This is a genomic window from Streptomyces sp. CNX435 (assembly GCF_059570575.1).
The window spans coordinates 241,401-258,471 of record NZ_JCANTA010000001.1 but is presented as its reverse complement, the minus strand read 5'-3'; the positions used below and the strand labels follow the sequence as shown (position 1 = coordinate 258,471).

At 74.2% G+C, this 17,071-nt stretch carries 12 protein-coding genes; 8 read left to right on the top strand and 4 right to left on the bottom strand.

Annotation, left to right across the window (positions count from 1 at the left end; genetic code table 11):
• The first annotated feature begins 127 nt into the window (after window positions 1-127).
• The 5 genes from T328_RS01015 (at window position 128) to T328_RS00995 (ending at window position 6,920) form a co-directional block, all read left to right on the top strand.
• Window positions 128-1,132 carry a proline racemase family protein gene (locus tag T328_RS01015; RefSeq protein WP_496493858.1) on the top strand — a complete coding sequence of 335 codons (1,005 nt, stop codon included), beginning with the start codon at window positions 128-130 and terminating at the stop codon, window positions 1,130-1,132.
• A 250-nt stretch (window positions 1,133-1,382) separates the two neighbouring features.
• On the top strand, window positions 1,383-2,351 hold the full coding sequence (locus tag T328_RS01010) for a helix-turn-helix domain-containing protein (RefSeq protein ID WP_496493857.1): 969 nt from the start codon (window positions 1,383-1,385) through the stop codon (window positions 2,349-2,351).
• Between the two features lie 66 nt (window positions 2,352-2,417).
• Window positions 2,418-4,250, top strand: a complete 1,833-nt coding sequence (recQ, locus tag T328_RS01005) for a DNA helicase RecQ (protein WP_496493856.1) — start codon at window positions 2,418-2,420, stop codon at window positions 4,248-4,250.
• Window positions 4,251-4,473: 223 nt separating this feature from the next.
• On the top strand, window positions 4,474-5,601 hold the full coding sequence (locus T328_RS01000; protein ID WP_496493855.1) for a hypothetical protein: 1,128 nt from the start codon (window positions 4,474-4,476) through the stop codon (window positions 5,599-5,601).
• A 173-nt stretch (window positions 5,602-5,774) separates the two neighbouring features.
• Complete coding sequence (locus T328_RS00995) at window positions 5,775-6,920, top strand: hypothetical protein (protein ID WP_496493854.1); 1,146 nt, start codon at window positions 5,775-5,777, stop codon at window positions 6,918-6,920.
• A 158-nt stretch (window positions 6,921-7,078) separates the two neighbouring features.
• On the opposite strand, the gene T328_RS00990 is transcribed toward T328_RS00995, so the two are convergent.
• Entirely contained in the window at window positions 7,079-7,516 is a 438-nt protein-coding gene (locus T328_RS00990; RefSeq protein WP_496494289.1) for a TIGR02611 family protein, read from the bottom strand.
• A gap of 86 nt (window positions 7,517-7,602) precedes the next feature.
• Entirely contained in the window at window positions 7,603-9,363 is a 1,761-nt protein-coding gene (locus T328_RS00985) for a helix-turn-helix domain-containing protein (protein ID WP_496493853.1), read from the bottom strand.
• A 352-nt stretch (window positions 9,364-9,715) separates the two neighbouring features.
• Between T328_RS00985 and T328_RS00980 the strand changes: the two genes are divergently transcribed.
• Both T328_RS00980 and T328_RS00975 read left to right on the top strand, forming a co-directional pair.
• Entirely contained in the window at window positions 9,716-10,711 is a 996-nt protein-coding gene (locus tag T328_RS00980) for a LamG-like jellyroll fold domain-containing protein (RefSeq protein WP_496493852.1), read from the top strand.
• Window positions 10,712-10,840: 129 nt separating this feature from the next.
• Window positions 10,841-12,379 (top strand): PQQ-dependent sugar dehydrogenase, encoded by a 1,539-nt coding sequence (locus T328_RS00975; RefSeq protein ID WP_496493851.1) that lies wholly within the window; start codon window positions 10,841-10,843, stop codon window positions 12,377-12,379.
• 114 nt (window positions 12,380-12,493) lie between these two features.
• On the opposite strand, the gene T328_RS00970 is transcribed toward T328_RS00975, so the two are convergent.
• On the bottom strand, window positions 12,494-13,519 hold the full coding sequence (locus T328_RS00970; protein ID WP_496493850.1) for a ParB/RepB/Spo0J family partition protein: 1,026 nt from the start codon (window positions 13,517-13,519) through the stop codon (window positions 12,494-12,496).
• Between the two features lie 246 nt (window positions 13,520-13,765).
• On the opposite strand from T328_RS00970, the gene T328_RS00965 reads away from it, so the two are divergent.
• Window positions 13,766-15,250: a vanadium-dependent haloperoxidase gene (locus tag T328_RS00965; protein WP_496493849.1), complete on the top strand. Its 1,485-nt coding sequence runs from the start codon at window positions 13,766-13,768 to the stop codon at window positions 15,248-15,250.
• Between the two features lie 139 nt (window positions 15,251-15,389).
• Here T328_RS00965 and T328_RS00960 read toward each other — a convergent pair whose 3' ends face one another.
• Window positions 15,390-17,003, bottom strand: coding sequence for an FAD-dependent monooxygenase (locus T328_RS00960; protein WP_496493848.1), 1,614 nt, complete (start codon window positions 17,001-17,003; stop codon window positions 15,390-15,392).
• Between the last annotated feature and the right edge of the window lie 68 nt (window positions 17,004-17,071).

Genomic DNA, 17,071 nt, shown 5'->3' with positions numbered 1-17,071 from the left:
CGTGACCGCCGCGGCCCCGTACCAGCCGGACCGCCACGCGAAGGAGAGACCGTCATGAGCCCCAGGCCGCACGACCCGCACGACCCGTCCGACCGAGCCGTCCGCGCCCGCCCGGCGGGGGTGTGACATGCGCGCCTCCCGCTACTTCACGGCCGTCGACTCGCACACCGAGGGCATGCCGACCCGGGTGATCACCGGCGGCGTCGGGGTGGTTCCCGGCGCCACCATGGCCGAGCGCCGCGCGTACTTCGCCGAGCACCTGGACGGCATCCGGCAGCTGCTGGTGAACGAGCCGCGCGGGCACGCCGCGATGAGCGGCGCGATCCTCCAGCCGCCGACCCGCCCGGACGCCGACTACGGCGTGCTCTACATCGAGGTCTCCGGGCTGCTGCCGATGTGCGGCCACGGCACCATCGGCGTCGCCTCGGTGCTGGTGGAGACCGGGATGGTGGCGGTCACGGAGCCGGTCACGGAGGTCCGGCTGGACACGCCCGCGGGGCTGGTGGTCGCCGAGGTGGCGGTCGCGGACGGGCGGGCGGAGTCGGTGACGTTCCGCAACGTGCCGTCGTTCGCGCTGGAGCTGGACGCCGCGGTGGAGGTGCCGGGTCTTGGCCGGGTCACGTACGACATGGCGTACGGCGGCAACTTCTACGCGATCCTGCCGATCGAGAGCCTCGGCATTCCGTTCGCGAAGGCCGAGAAGGAGCGGATGCTGGACGCGGGCATGGCGATCATGGCCGCGATCAACGACCAGAACCGGCCGGTGCATCCGGCCGAGCCCGGGATCGCGGGCTGCAAGCACGTCCAGCTGACGGCGCCGGCCGCCGGCGGCGGCGCCGACGCGCGCAACGCGATGGTCATCCACCCGGGCTGGTTCGACCGCTCCCCCTGCGGCACGGGCACGTGCGCGCGGATGGCGCAGCTGTACGCGCGCGGGGAGCTGGGGCTGGGGGCGGACTTCGTCAACGAGTCGCTGCTCGGCACGGTGTTCACCGGCCGGCTGGAGGCTGAGACCGGGGTCGGGGGGCTGCCGGCGCAGGTGCCGACGGTGACGGGCCGGGCGTGGATCACGGGCATGGGCCAGTACCTGCTCGATCCCGCGGACCCGTTCCCCGCCGGCTTCACGCTCTAGCCGTACCGGCCCGCGGAGCCCTCCCGCCGTCGCGCGGGAGGACTCCCGGGCGTTCCCGTCCCACGGAGCCCTCGCCGGGTCGGAGACGAGCGACCGGTGGCGCCGGCCGGGCTGTGCACCGTGCACAGCCCGGCCGCGCCGGCTGGGCAGCGTGCGCCTTGCCCGCCGGACACCGCCCGGCCTAGCGTCCTCTCCCGTCGCCTGCCGGCGGCGGCGGTGCAGGCCGGGAGCCGGCCACGGGGGGAAAGCCATGTTCGTGCAGGAGTTCCGCAGCGACCACCTCGACGAGGGCGATCGCCCGGGGGCCGGGCGGGAGTGCGCCACGCGGTCGCAGGAACCGGTCGAGGTGCAGGCCGACGCGGCGGAGGGCTGCGCCTCGGTGCTGCGGATGATCGACCTGGGCGTCGCGCAGGTGTGCGCGACCGAGGTGACGTCGCTGCGGATGACCGCTGCCCGGCCGGCCCCGGCCGACGACTCCGAGTCGTACCACGTCATCGTGCCGGTGCGCGGCACGGTGCGGCTGGAGCTGGGCAGGCGGCGGGTGGAGTGCCGGCCGGACTACCTGTACGTGAGCGGGTCGCAGCCGTTCGCGACCGGCCTCACCGGCCCGTTCCGCGGCGTGGTCGCCGCCGTCCCGAGGGCACTGCTGCCGCTGCCCGCGCACCGGCCCGACGTGCTGGACGGACGGCGGCTGCCCGCCGGGGAGGGGGTCGCCGGGCTGCTGGCCGGGTTCCTGGTCCGGCTCACCGAGGAACCCGGCGCGTACCGCCCGGCCGACGTGCCCCGGCTGGGGGCCGTCACCCTGGAGCTGGTCACCGCCGTGATCGGGCACCTGCTGGACGCCGAGTCGCCGCTGGAGCCGGAGACGCGGCAGCAGACGCTGCTGCTCCGCATCCGCTCGTTCATCCAGCAGCACGTGCACGACACCGAGTTGACGCCGGACGTCATCGCCGCGGCGCACCACATCTCCACCCGCTATCTGCACCGGCTCTTCCAGGCGCACGAGACCTCCGTCACCGAGACCGTCCGTCGGCAGCGCCTGGAGCGCGCCCGCCGCGACCTCGCGGAGCCGGCGCTGCGTGCCACCCCGATCCACCGGATAGCCGCCCGCTGGGGCTTCGCCGAGGCGGCGGCCTTCAGCCGGGCCTTCCGCGCGGCGTACGGGATGCCGCCCCGGGAGTACCGCGACCGCGCCCTGCGCGCGGTGGCCGGGGCGTAGCCGTGGACGCGTCCGGCCCGGCCGACCGCCCGGCGCGGTGTCGGCGGCGGGGCATAAACTCGCCCGATGAGTTCCACCGAGGCGCTTCGAGTCCTCAGCAAGGTCTTCGGCTACGAGTCGTTCCGCGAGGGTCAGCAGGAGATCATCGACCACGTGGTGGGTGGCGGCGACGCCCTCGTGCTGATGCCCACAGGCGGCGGCAAGTCCCTGTGCTACCAGATCCCGGCGCTGGTGCGCCCCGGCACGGGCGTGGTGATCTCGCCGCTGATCGCCCTCATGCAGGACCAGGTCGACGCGCTGCGCGCCCTCGGCGTACGCGCCGGCTTCCTGAACTCGACGCAGGACCCGGACGAGCGCCGGATGGTGGAGGCCGAGTTCGTCGCCGGCGAGATCGACCTGCTCTACCTGGCCCCCGAGCGGCTGCGGGTGGAGTCCACGCTGCGGCTGCTCGACCGCGGCACGATCGCGCTGTTCGCCATCGACGAGGCGCACTGCGTCTCGCAGTGGGGGCACGACTTCCGGCCCGACTACCTGGCGCTGTCCGCGCTGTCCGAGCGCTGGCCGGACGTCCCGCGCATCGCGCTGACCGCCACGGCGACCAAGGCCACGCACGCGGAGATCGCCGGCCGGCTGCAGTTGGAGCAGGCGCGGCACTTCGTGGCGAGCTTCGACCGGCCCAACATCCAGTACCGCATCGTGCCCAAGCGCGAGCCGAAGAAGCAGCTCCTGGAGCTGCTGCGCACCGAGCATGCGGGCGACGCGGGCATCGTCTACTGCCTGTCGCGCAAGTCGGTGGAGGACACCGCGGAGTTCCTCGTACGCAACGGGATCGAGGCGCTGCCGTACCACGCCGGCCTGCCGGCGGCGACACGCGCCGAGCACCAGTCGCGCTTCCTGCGCGAGGAGGGCGTGGCGATCGTCGCCACGATCGCGTTCGGCATGGGCATCGACAAGCCCGATGTGCGCTACGTCGCCCATCTCGACCTGCCGAAGTCCGTCGAGGGCTACTACCAGGAGACGGGCCGCGCCGGCCGGGACGGGCTGCCGTCCACCGCGTGGCTGGCGTACGGGCTGCAGGACGTGGTGCAGCAGCGCAAGCTCATCGACGGCTCCGAGGGCGACGACGCGCACCGGCGGCGGGCGGGCGCGCACCTCGACGCGATGCTGGCGCTCTGCGAGAGCGTCGACTGCCGGCGCTCGCAGCTCCTCGCCTACTTCGGCCAGAGCGGCTCGCCGTGCGGCAACTGCGACACGTGCCTGACGCCCCCGGAGTCGTGGGACGGCACGGTCGCCGCGCAGAAGCTGCTGTCGACGGTGGTCCGGCTGCGGCGCGAGCGGCGGCAGAAGTTCGGCGCCGGCCAGATCGTCGACATCCTGCTGGGCCGGAAGACGGCCAAGGTCATCCAGCACGACCACGACTCGCTGTCGGTCTTCGGCGTCGGCGCCGACCTCGCGGAGCACGAGTGGCGCGGCGTCGTACGGCAGTTGCTCGCCAAGGGGCTGCTCGCCGTCGAGGGCGACTACGGCACGCTCGTGCTCACCGAGGACGCCGACGACGTGCTGTACCGGGGTCGCAAGGTGCCGCTGCGCACCGAGCCCGCGCGGGCGGCGAAGGCGGCGCGGTCGAAGGGCTCCGGGGCCGGCCGGGCCGAGGCGGCCGACCTGCCGGCGGAGGCGGCCGGGCTGTTCGAGCGGCTGCGCGCGTGGCGGGGCGCGACCGCGAAAGAGCAGGGGGTGCCCGCGTACGTGATCTTCCACGACGCGACGCTGCGGCAGATCGCCACCGAGCGCCCGGGGTCGCTCGCCGCGCTGGAGTCGGTGAGCGGAGTCGGCGAGAACAAGCTCGCGAAGTACGGCGAGCAGATCCTCCAGACCGTCGCGGAGGACGACGCGGACTGAGCGCGGCCGGGCCCGGTACCCCACCCGGTCGTCCCCGCCCGGTGCGGACGTCCGGGTGGGGACGGACGGCGCGTGCTTTCCGTGTTCGCCGTCGGCGCCGGGGCTCCCCGAGCCGTCCCGCCCGGGTTGAACCCGCGGCGGCCGGCCGCTCGTCAGGTTTCGCTCAGGTCGGTGGGACACACTGAAGCGAATCGCGCGAGGTGCGGACGGAGACAGCGGGCAGATGCCGGACGAGGCAGACGTGGCCGGAGAAGGCGGGAGCCGCCGGGAGCGGCTGGGACGTGTGCTGCGGACACGCAGAAGGCTGGTCGCGGGTGGCGCGGCGGCCGTCGTGCTCGCCGGCGTGCTCACCGGCGGGCTCGGCGCCTGGGCCGCGGACGCGGGCCCCTTCGCCCCCGACCGATTCTGCTGGGGCGCCTGGCAGGAGCCCGGCGTGCTCGGTGACGAGGGCCGCCGCACGGGGACCGACGACGCACCGACGCCCGGGCGCCCGCACGGCAGTTGCGAGGTCACCCTCGACGACTCGCGGGGACCCAGCGGGTACCGCGGCACGGTACGGGTCGCCTACGGGCCCGCCCCGAAGGACCCGGCGGAGCGCATGTCGTGGCTCGGCGGCTTCCTCTTCCCCGACTCCGTACCGCTGCCCGACGGGCTGCCGGGGGTGGTCTCCGCCGGCGGCGGGCTGCTCGTGCTGCCCGAGCGGTGCGCCGCCGCCGACGGCCGGCCGGCCACCGTCGCGCTCGACGCGGACGCGCAGCCGAGTCTGGGCGGCGTGCGCGAGACCGCCGTGCTGCTCGTCGCCGCCGCGAACCGCGGCATGGAGCTGGCCGGCTGCGCCGCCGGGAAGCCGTTGCGCGTCACCTCGCCGGTGTTCACCCTGCCGGAGGATCCGGACGACGGCCTGGTGACGGCGGGCCGGGACACCTGCCGCGTACGGGGCCTGGACGTCGAGGGCACGGAGGAGCAACTGGAGGACCTCCAGCCCCAGGTGAGTGCGGTGACCCGGGAGCTGCAGACCTGCTCGGTGTCGGTCCCGCCCTGGGTGAGCGGCGGCGAGCTGGACGAGGAGGGGGAGTTGTCCTTCGGCCTCGCGATGATCGCCGAGCCGCGGCTCGTCTCGCTCGTCGCCGACGTGGCCGGGGAGGCGCCGCCGGACGAGGGCTGGCGGGGCACCGGCGACTTCACCGCGGACTACCTGGCCGCCCGGGCCGAGTGCGCGGGCCGGTCCACGGTGTTCGTGCTGGTGCAGGGCACCGACGATGGCGGGCCGGAGCACTTCGTGGCGTTCACCGACGCCGTCACGCAGCGGCTGGGCTGCGCACCGCTCGCCCCCGGGAGGTCCGGCCGATGACGGACGAACGACAACCGCGTGCGGACAGCGGTACGGAATCCGGTTCCGGGCTCCGGCCCCGAGACGGGGCCGGGGACGGGGACAGGGCCCGGGACGGGGCCGGGGACAGGGCCGGGGACAGGGCCGGGGAGAGGGCCGGGGAGAGGGCCGGGCCGGGCACTGACGCCGGCTCCGTGCCCGCTGCTTCCGCCGGGTCGCCGCCACGTCGCCGGTGGCACCCACGCCGCCTGCTGCGCGGGCGGTTGCGGCCCGTGCTCGCCGCCGCCCTCGCCGGTGCGCTCCTCGGCGGCACCGCCGTCGCCTGGCAGGCCGAGGCCGGCGTGTTCGCCGCCGACGAGGTGTGCTGGGGCGCCCTGGACCGGGACGCGCTCTCCCCGCTCGTCGACGACCCCGGCGCGCTCGACGCCGCCGAACTCCCGCCGGTCTCCACGACCTCGTACCCCGGCGGGCTCGAAGGAACCTGCCGGCTCTCCCGCACGGACGGCTCCGGCAGCACCGGGACGGCCCTCACCGCGCGCCTGCACAAGCTGAGCGGGAACCCGGGCGGCTCCGCCGGCGAGTGGAGTGGCACCGCCGGCGAGTGGGCCGACCGGTTCCTCGGCGGCCGCATGTCGCCGCTGGGCGGCGACATGCTCGGCATGGCCTCCGACGAACGGGCCTGGCTGGCGATCCCGGACAGCTGCAAGGGCCGGCCGGCGGAGTACGAGGGTCCGACCGTCGTGGACGTCGCCGGCCCGCCGGCGGAGGAGGGCGCGGAGGTTGCCGCGGCCGAGCGCAACGCGCTGGCCCGTATCGTCGTCGAGCTGGTCAACTCCGTAAGCGCCGACCTCGGTTGCGACGGCGCCGTCGCCGACCCCGCGGACGGCATGGCGCGGCCTCCGCGGCCCGCACCCGACGAGCCCGGCGCGTTCTGCGGCATCGACGGCCTTCGGGCGCCGGCGCGCTGGCGGGACGACCGCTGGCGGTCCCTGGTCACCCCCGTCACCGGGCCGGTACGCACCTGCGACCGGCAGTACGGCACGTCGGCTCCGTTGCTGCGACTGATGACGGTCGAGGACCCCCGGCTGGCCCAGGTCTTCATCGACGAGCTGCTGCGCCGCGGCGACCGGGTCAGGGGCGCCGCCCACGGTTACGGAAGCCTCCGCGCGGACCGGGGCCTGTACGGCGCCAGGTGCCAGACGGGCCTGGTCGTCTTCGTCGTCCAGGCCCGCGACTCCGACCACCCCGAAGACATCCGCACTCTCCTCCCCCAGTATGTGGCGGCCGAATCCGAGCGCCTGGCCTGCGGCGACCAGCGGCTGACCCTCCCCGACCCGTGAGCCGGCGCTGCCCTCCGATGTCCTTCCCCTGGTCGGGCTGGGAGCGCACCCGTACAGAAGACCCGGCCCCGGCACGCAGCCGAGGGCTGCCCGCCGGGGCCGGAGAGAGACGCGCGGGACGGGGACCGTGCGTGACGGGACCGCGCGTCTGCGGGCCGTCAGACGTTCCAGGGCATCTCCATGCCGAACTTGTACAGGTAGATGCCGAGCAGCACGCCGCAGATCACCAGGCCGACGGTGGTCAGGATGACGTTGCGCCGGCGGACCTTCGGGTCGAGCGCGCGCTGCGCGGCCTCGGTGACCTTCCGCTTGGTCCAGCGCAGGATTATCTGCGCCCACACGAACTCCGTCGCCCACACGGCCATGCCGGCGAAGATCACCAGCCAGCCGGGCCCGGGCAGCGGCAGCAGGATGATGCCGCCGATGACTATGGCCAGACCGATGATGAAGACCCCGACCTGCCAGCTCACGTGCAGCGCTCGGGAGCGCTGGATGAAGCCCGGCGCCTTCGACCCCCACGCCTGGTGCTCGGGCGCCTCCGGCTTCTCCGGCTCGTCCACCTTCGCCACCGGAGCGTCGGTGCTGGCCTTCTCCATCCTCGATTCCCCCTGCTCGCCACGCTCGACTTCCATGGCCACAGATTACGGGAGGAGGCGCCTGTGGCCGTCGCCCCGGCGGACCGTCATGCCGGGGTCGCCTCCTCCCCAGGGTGTACACCACCCGCGCGGCCGAGAGGTCGCCGGCCGGCGACGGGGCCGCCCGGGCCCCCGGAGGGCACCCCCGAGGGACCGCCGACCGCGGATCCCCCTTCGGCGATGGCGAGGGCGTGGACCAGATCGTAGACGCCGAAGCCGCTGTTGAGGAGGTCCCGGTTGAGCAGGGCCTCGGCGGTACGCAGCCGGGCCCTGACCGTGTTGCGGCTGATGCCGAGGCCGCGGGCGGTGCGCTGGGCGTCGGCGTTGGCGTCCACCCAGGCTCGTACGGTGGTGCGCAGCGTGTCGTCCAGGGGGTGGAGGAAGGCCGCGGCCCAGGCCGTGGCGGACGGCGAGCAGACGAGTGCGGCGAGGGCGGACGCGGCGTCGGCGGCCCGGGCGCGGGCGGTCCCGGGTCCGGCGGCCGGCGGGACCGAACCCCGCGGGCCGGCAGTCGGGGGGTCGGCGAGGGCCAGGGCGAGGTGAAGCAGCGCCCGGGGGACCACCTCGCCGAGGTCCAGGCCCAGCAGCTGTTCCGCACGTCTGAAGTGGGCCGCCACCGTGTTGCGGCTGATCCCCAGAAGCCGGCCGGCCCCCGAGCGCGGCGCCGTCAGCCCGACTCGCAGGACGTGCGTGGTGAGCCGGGGCACGCCGGCCAGCGGGCGCAGGAACGCGCGGGCCCACTCGACCGCGCCCGGCCGCGGCAGGAGTTGGGCCAAGGACGACTCACCGCGGTAGAACGCCACGCCGCCGGGCAGGTTCAGGGCCACGGAGAGCGCGTGCCGGGCCTGCTCGTACGCCTGCGGGGTGGCCTCCAGCGCGTGGACGGCGCTGATGCCCAGGGCGTAGCCCGCGCCGTCGCGCGCCAGCCGGCGCAGCGCCGCGCCCCGGCCGCCGGGTGCGTGGTCGTCGGGGCCCTCGGCGACGAGGCAGATGAGGTGCTCGCGGAACACCGGGCAGTGCACGATGAGGTCGCGGTCGTGGTAGCCCGAGGGGTCCTGGAGATCGAGCACGATCCGGTCGCGCTCGGCCGGGGGACAGTGCAGGAGGTAGACCCGCAGGGTGGCGGCGTCGAGGAGTTCGGGTACGTCGCCGGTGGTCATCCGCCGGGCCAGCTCGGGGTCGCCGGCCAGCAGCGCCTGGAGGACGCCGAAGCGGACCTGCCGGGCCTTGTACTCGTACTTGCGGTGCGCCACGGCGGCCTCGTGCAGGCGCAGCAGGAGCGCGGCCGAGCGGGCGGCGTCCGAGGCGAGGCGGGCGGCCTCGCGGGCGGGCGGTGCCGCGCCGGCGACCACCAGCACCGGCCGCGCGGGCCCGGCGGGCCAGGGGCCGGGTGCGTGGCCGTCGCCGGGGTTGTCGCTGTCACCGGGGTCGCCGGGGTTGTCGCCGTCGCCGGAAACAGCCGCGCGGGAGCGGGCTCCGGCGGGCTCGGGCTGCGGGGCGAGGGCTTCGACGTGCAGGTGCAGCCCGGCGGCCTCCAGCCCGGCGACCCCGCTGCGGCCGTCGCCGAGCCGGGCGAGCGCGGGCGCCAGCATGCCCAGCACAGCGCGGGGGAACCCCGCGGAGGCCGCGGCGACCGTCCCCGTACTCCAGACGAGCGCGACGTGCGCGTCGATGTGCCCGCGCAACCAGTCGACGATGCGCTGCAGGTCGGGTTCGGCGGGCCGGGCGGCCTGCCGCTGCTCTTCGCGGAGCAGTTCGTCGGAGCGCGCGACGCGCCAGTGCGGATCCCGGACCTGTGGTGTCTGCACGGCAGCTCCCCTCTGCGTTGCCAGATATCCTGCAGATTTTTCCTGAGAAGCGCATCTCGGATATGCGGAGAGCCCGCTGAGGCTGTCCGGGCAGACCGGCGGGGCAGGGCTGCCCGGGGCGACGGAGGGCGGGTGGTGCGCGCGTCCGGCGTGCTCACTCTGCAACTGGTCGCGGGCGGCGGCGCGGCCATGCGTATCAGCCCGGCCGGGCGGTGACGCGGGCGCCGCGGCGGCGCCGGCTTTCTTGACGCGCTCACGTCGCACGGATACGGTCCGCAGCGGGACGTACAGCAAGCGCTTACTAAACGCTACCGAACCATCAACGTCCTCTTCGGGCAGGGGAGATGACGCAATGCACAAGCACACAAGGGGCGTTGCCGCGCGCATGATCGCCGCCGCGGCGGCGCTGGCCCTGACCGCCCTGGCGGCCGGGCCGGTTCAGGCGGTGCAGACCGCGGACGGACCGGGGGCGGCGGAGCGGGGCGCACCGGACGTGCTCCCCGAGCTGCTGCCGAACCTCGCCGCGTACTACGACTTCACCCACCCGGTCAGCGGCAGCCCCGCCCTCGAACAGGACCGGGGCCGCTCCGGCACCGACATCGAACTCGTCAACGGCGGCGCCGCGATGCGCGTGCCCGACCGCGCGTACCCGGGCGCCGGCAGCGCGCTGCAGACCGCCCAGGTCTCCCCCGCCACCGCGGGCAACGACGACTGGAAGGCCGGCGTCTACGGCCCCGGAGGCATCCCCGGCATGGGCGCGTTCAACGGGGCGAAGGCCGCCACCGTCATGGGGTGGTTCAAGGTGGCGGGCGACAACCCCGCCCCCGACTCCACCACCCCCGACCCGGCCGACCGCTACGGCGCCGTCGGCCTGGCCGGCGTGCTCGCCGGCAACTCCGACGGCCACGGCGTACGGGCCCTGCTGGAGCTGATCGAGGTGGACGGCGAGCTGCGGCTCGTGGCGCTGGGCCGGCGGCTCGACGAGGGCGCCTCGCAGACGTTCGCCGCCGCCGCGGACTGGCGCCGACTGCTGCCGCCGGACGAGTGGGTGTTCCTGGCCGCGACGTTCGACTACACCGACGGCACCATGGCGCTGTTCCGCAACGGCGAACGCCTCGACGGTTTCTACGCCGTCCCCGGCGACCCCTGGCAGGTCGCGGAACCCGGCGAGCACCGCGCCTCGCCGACGGATCCGGCGGGCATCAAGATCGGCGGGAGCTTCCCGCAGAACACGCGGGAGCGCAATCCCTGCAACTGCCGCATGGACAGCCTGATGTTCCTCGACAGCGAGCTGTCCGACGGGCAGGTGCGGGCGCAGTACCGGCTGATGACCTCGTCGCGGCCCTGAGCCGCACGCGCCCGCGTACCCACACCCGCGCCCGTACCCCCGCGCCCGTACCCGCGCCCGTCGCGCACCCGCCGCACCCCCGCCCGTAGCGCACGGGCAACGCGCACCACCCCAGAACGGAGTCCCGGCATGCCCACACCCACCGGCCGCAAGCGCCCGCCCCGCCGCCTCGCCCCGATACTCGCCCCGATCCTCGCTGGGGCCGTCGCCGCGACCGCCTTCCTGACCGCCCCCGCCGAGGCCCGCACCGAGCCGGCCACCGCGCCGCCCGCGCCCGCCGCCGCGCCCGGCGACCCGATCCTCCCCAGGCCCGTGCCGGCGGAACTCGGGCTGGTCGTCCAGGAGTACGCGCAGTTCCCGAAGTCGGAGCCGACGCCGCCGCCGACCGACCCGCGGCTGATGCGGCACGCCCGGATCAACGCGCTCGCCGAACTCCCGGACGGTTCCGGCCGCAAGGCGGTGCCCGACCTCAACGGCACGCTGTACCTCGTCGAGGACGGCGCGCAGCCCCGCCCGTACCTCGACGTCGGCGCCACCTTCGCGCCGCAGTTCTTCTCCGGCCAGGGCCTGGGCCAGGGCCTCGGCTACGCCGCCTTCCACCCCGACTTCGCGCGCAACGGCATCTTCTACACCGTGCACACCGAGCTGGCCTCGACCACCGACAAGGAGCCGGACCTCACCCCGCAGCCGGACACGGGCTACCACGGCATCATCACCGAGTGGACCGCCGACGACCCGGCCGCCGGCGCCTTCTCCGGCACCCGCCGCGAGGTGCTGCGGCTCGGCTTCAGCGGCCGCATCCACGGCATCCAGCAGATCGCCTTCAACCCCACCGCCCGCGAGGGCGGCGCCGACTACGGCAAGCTCTACGTCGCCGTGGGCGACGGCGGCACCGGCGTCAAGACCACGGAGCCGCAGAACCTCGCGCTGCCGCACGGCAAGCTGCTGCGGATCGACCCGCGCGGCACCGACAGCGCCAACGGCGCGTACGGCATCCCCGCCGACAACCCCTTCGCCGACCGCCCTGGCGCGCTCGGCGAGATCTACGCCTACGGCTTCCGCGACCCGCACCGCTTCAGTTGGGACACCGGCGGCGGGAACCGGATGTACCTCGGCCACATCGGCCAGCACGCCGTGGAGTCCGTCTACGAGGTACGGGCCGGGGACAACTCCGGCTGGAGCGAGCGCGAAGGGCCGTTCGTCTTCGACAAGAACCCGGCCGACCCGTGCGACGCGTACAAGCCGTTGCCGCCCGACGACGACAAGTACGGCTACACCTACCCCGTGGCCGCCTACGACCACGACCCGCCGGCCGACTGGGACTGCACCTCCGACATCGGCCGGGCCGTCTCCGGCGGCTTCGTCTACCGCGGCGACGACCTGAGCAACCTGCGCGGCACGTACGTCTTCGGCGACCTCGTCGACGGCCGCGTCTTCGCCACCCGGACCGAAGACATGGACCGCGGCGCCGCGCAGATGGCCACGATCCATCAGCTCAGGCTCTACGACGCCGCCACCGGCGAGCAGGTCTCCGCGCCGGACCTGGCCGGCGACACCCGCGTCGACCTGCGTTTCGGGCAGGACGCGGCGGGCGACCTGTATCTGCTGGCGAAGGCGAACGGCAAGGTCTGGAAGGTCACCGGCACCCGCGGCCCCGCCCTGCCGTAGGCGCACGGGCGAGCTGGCCCGGGTGAAGAAGGAGTGGGCGCAGATGTGGGCCCGAATTAAGCGTTTTGAGGAAGATTTCTGGTCCCCATGTCCGCCCAGCGGGACGCAGAAGCGTCAGGTGCGCTGCTCCAGCTCGCGTGCGAACTCCAGCCAGGCCGCGGCGCACGACCGGGCCACCTCCGCCACGGCCCCGCGCCAGTGCGGCGGCACCGCGTCGACCAGCTCGTCCCGGTCGTCCGGCGCCAGCACGTGGTCGTCGGCCCAGGCCAGGAAGGCCCGGCCGCCTTCCGCGTACCGCACCGAGGGGTCCCGGCCCAGGCCGTCGCGCACCGTGCGCCACTCGGCGCCGCGCCGTCCGCCCGAAGATCCGCCCGACGTTCCGCCCGGGGGCGGGGGCGGCGGTGGCCCGGGGGTCGCGGGCCGGGGCGGGAGGGGGTCGCGGCCGGTGCGCAGGCGTTCGCGTACGTCGTGGGCCGTGCCCACCGAGATGCCCGCCGCCCGGGCGATGGCGCGCAGCGACGCGTCCGGGTGCCGGGCGATCACCCGGCTCGCCCGCAGCCGGCCGGCGGCGGCGTCCAGGGGGCGGACCCGGCCGTCCCGGCCCACCCGGCCGGCGTCACCCGCGCCGGCGTCACCCGCGCCGTCGCCGCCCCCGTCCCCGCCCGCCGGCGGGACGAAGGAGCGCCGCCGGATCGCGCCCACCGTCGTCGGGGACAGGCCGACGGCGGCGGCGACGGCGCGGTTCGACCACTGCCGGTACGCCGCGAGGATGCGGACGGCCGCCGCCTCGCGGTCGTGGAGGGAGAGCGGCAGCCCGCCGGTGAGGTTGCGCTCGACGGCGCGCAGGAATGCCGCCTTCTCGTCGCCGTCGAAGAAGGTGGCGGGGATGGTCGTATCGCCGCGCAGCAGTGCGGCGTGCAGCCGGTGCATGCCGTCGACGACGCGCATGGTGCGGCGGTGTACGAGCACCGGCGGCAGGTCCGGCACCGCGGCGAGCAGGCGTACGTGTTCGGGGTCCACTCCGGTGAGCCGGGGCGAGTCGCCGGGCAGCAGCGACGCCACCGGCACCGCGACGGCCGCGGCCGGAACCCGCGCCGGCGGGTGACGGTCCCGTTCCGCTGACTCCCCGCTGCTCCGCATGCGCGCACCCACCCGTCGACCCGTAGGAGCCAGAGCGAAACCCGTTCCCGGCGGAATCCTTCCCGGCGGCATCCGCGCGGGCAACATCCGCAAATGCTCCAGCATGGGTAGTGCGCACTACCCGATCGAGCAGTGGACCCGCTTCTGACGGCGGGACTAGCGTCCTTCAGCAGTGTGCAACCCCCTTGCGGAATAAGGCGCGCCACATCGCGGATCCACCCCACGCACGAACAAGGAGATTGTCCGGTGGCGAAATTAACACGGCTGCGGAACCGACGTCTGGGATACGCGGTGGCCATCGCCACCGCGGCGGCGCTGACGGGGACCCTGACCAGTGCGGTGCCGGCGTCGTCACAGGACGACGGCTTCGACATCAACCATGACAACGTGCTGTTGGAAGTCGTCTATCCCAAGTTCCAGCCGGTGTCGCGGGAGCAGGATTCGGGCCGTGCGGTGTCGCTGACCGTGGACCTCATCATGCTCATCGAACTTCCGTGGTTCGACGCCATCGCGCCCTATCACCCGACCGCGGAGGGCATTTTCTCGGATATGGGCCGCCGCCCGGAATCCGAGCACACGACACGCAACCAGAACATCGCGGTCACCTACGCCGCCTTCACCTCGCTGAACGCGGTGCTACCGCAGTACAAGTCGCGGTGGATCGAGATGATGAACGAGGCCGGACTCGATCCGGACAACACCGCGGAAGACCCCAGCACACCGAGCGGCATCGGCATCATCGCGGCCAAGAAGGCCATCGCGGCACGGCAGGACGACGGCAGCAACCGGTACGGCGACCTGAACGGCCGCAAATACCACAAACGGCCCTACTCCGACTACACCGGCTACCGGCCGGTCAACACCGCCTACGAGCTGCGCGACCCCTCACGCTGGCAGCCGAACACGTCCTCGGCGCGGGGCGTCTACAAGGACCAGCAGTTCGCGACCCCCCACTACGGCAGGGTGCGGCCGTTCACGTACGACAGCCCCACCGAGTTCAAGGTCCCCCCGCCGGTAAGCAGCAACCATCACAACCGCCGCGCCTACAAGCGCCAGGCGGACGAGGTGCTGAAGGCGTCGGCGAACCTGACCGACGAGCAGAAGGCGGCAGCCGAGGTGTTCGACGACAAGGTGCTCAGCCTCGGCCGGGCGGCCACCGCGGTAGTGGCGGGAGGCGACTTCAACACCGAGGAGGCTGTCCACTACGTCACCATGACCGACGTGGCGTTCGTCGACGTCACCATCGCCACCTGGTACTACAAGCGTAAGTTCGACTCGGTACGGCCGGGCAGTGCGATCGCCTACCTGTACGGCGACGAGAAGGTGACCGCCTGGGGCGGGCCCGGCCAGGGCACCGTCGACGACATCACGGGCGGCGAGTGGGAAGGCTACCTGGACTCGGTCTCCGCCGACCATCCCGAGTACCCGTCCGCCAGTTCCGCGCTCTGCCTCGCCCTCGCCGCGCAGGTACCGCAGCTCACCGGCACCGACGAGATCAAGATCACCGCCCCCTTCCCCAAGGGGTCGTCGGTGGTCGAACCGGGTGTCACCCCGTCCTCCGACATCACGCTGCAGTGGAACAGCTGGACGGAGTACGCCGACGCCTGCGGCGAAAGCCGGATCTGGGCCGGCGAGAACTTCCGGTCCTCGGTCGAGGCCGCGGAGCATTACGCGCCCGAGATCGGCGACATGAGCTACGAGTTCGTCCAGCGCAAGCTGAACGGCGGCTGACCGGGAGCGGGTACGGGAGCACGGCTGAGACCGGCGCCGGCCGCCGACGGGGTGATGTCCACCCCGTCGGCGGCCGGCGCCGCGGCGTGCGAAGAGCCGCGCCGGGAAGGACGTTCCCACCCACCCGGCGCGGCTGCGGTCAGCTGTGTGTCACGCCCGCGGCGCCCCGTACGCGCCGGACCACCGCGTCCGGGTCCGCGGGCGCGCCGTTGCCGCGCCAGGCCACGTGGTGGTCCGGCCGGAGCAGGACGAGATCGCGCTCCCACAGCTCGCGCGCGGTCGCGTCGCGCACCACCGTGTGCCGTACGGGCACGCCCTGTGCGGCGGCGGCGTTCAGCAGCGGGTCGGCGCGCCCGCCGCCGGCGAAGTCGACGAGGGTGAACGCCGCGCCGAAGAGGTCGTACAGCGGTGACCCGTCCGCCAGCAGCAGGCTGGGCGGGCGGCTGCCGGGCCAGGTCGTCGGCGTGTACGCGCGCGGGCTCCAGCCGGGCGCGGGGCCGTCCTCGGGGCAGACGACGGGCGAGTCGTCGTAGCGGTAGTCCAGTTCGACGCCGCGGTATTCGTTCTCGCCGCGCTCGTCGGTGAGGAAGTCCGCGACAGCGGCCGGCGGGACGCCTTCGCGCAGCAGGGTGCCCGCCTTCATGTGCACGCCGATGTGCCGGTGCGAGGTGCGCATGTTGCGCAGGCCGACGGGGCGGCGGTCGGTCTCGTAGCTGTCGAGCAGGGCGGGGCCGCCGGTGTGCCGGACCAGGACGGCGACCTTCCAGGCCGCGTCCATCGCGTCGCCGATGCCGGTGTTCATCCCGTACGCGCCGGTCGGGAACATGCGGTGCGCGGCGTCGCCGGCGAGCAGGACGCGGCCGGCGCGGTAGCGGTCGGCGAGCATGAAACCGGGGCGCCAGCGGGAGGTCAGCAGCACCTTCTCGATCTTCAGCCCGGTGCCCAGGGTCTCCCGCAGGAACCCGGCCGGGTCGGCGGGCGGGGTGTCGAACTCGTCCGGGTGCGCGCCGTTGACGTGCGCGGTCCAGGTGTCCACCTCGTCCTGGGCGATGATGACGTAGCGGAAGGCGAAGTAGTGCCAGAAGGGCCCGTGCCGGTGCAGGGACTCACGGTCGCGGCTCTTGAAGTGGACCATGAACGCGCCGGGCAGCCCGGGGACGCCGAAGGTGTCCTCGCCGATGCCGAGGACGGCGCGGACCCGGCTGGACGCGCCGTCGCAGCCGATCACGTACCGGGACCGCAGCCGGATCCGCTCGCCGGACATGACGTCCACCAGGTGGCTGGTCACGCCCTGGTCGTCCTGGGTCAGGGAGTCGAACCGCAGCCCGGCGCGCAGGTCGACGAGGTGGTGGCGCAGGCAGTGCGCGCGCAGCACCGGTTCCAGCTCGATCTGGGAGATCCGCTGGCCGGGCTCGGTGGACCGGGTGCCGTCGTTGTGTTCGGCAATACGCCGGCGCTCCTCGTCGACGGAGGGCAGCGCCCAGGTGGTGATCGGCTCGCCGGCGAGGCCGGTGGACCAGACGACGTCGGCCGGGTGCCCGGGCGCGACGCCGGCGGCGCGGACGTCGTCGGCGACGCCGAGCTGCCGGAGGAACTCCATGCTGCGGGAGTTCACGTAGTCCAGTTTGGGGTGTACGGAGGTCTCGAAACTCTGGTCGGCGAGCACACACCGGACGCCCTGGCGGGCGAGCGCCAGAGCGGTTGCCATGCCGACCGGGCCGGCGCCCACGACGAGTACCGGTGCTGGATCCACGGATGCCTCCCCAGGGGTGTGGGGCGGCACTCGGCCGCCCCACACCGTCGCAGTCGTCTGCGGTCGTC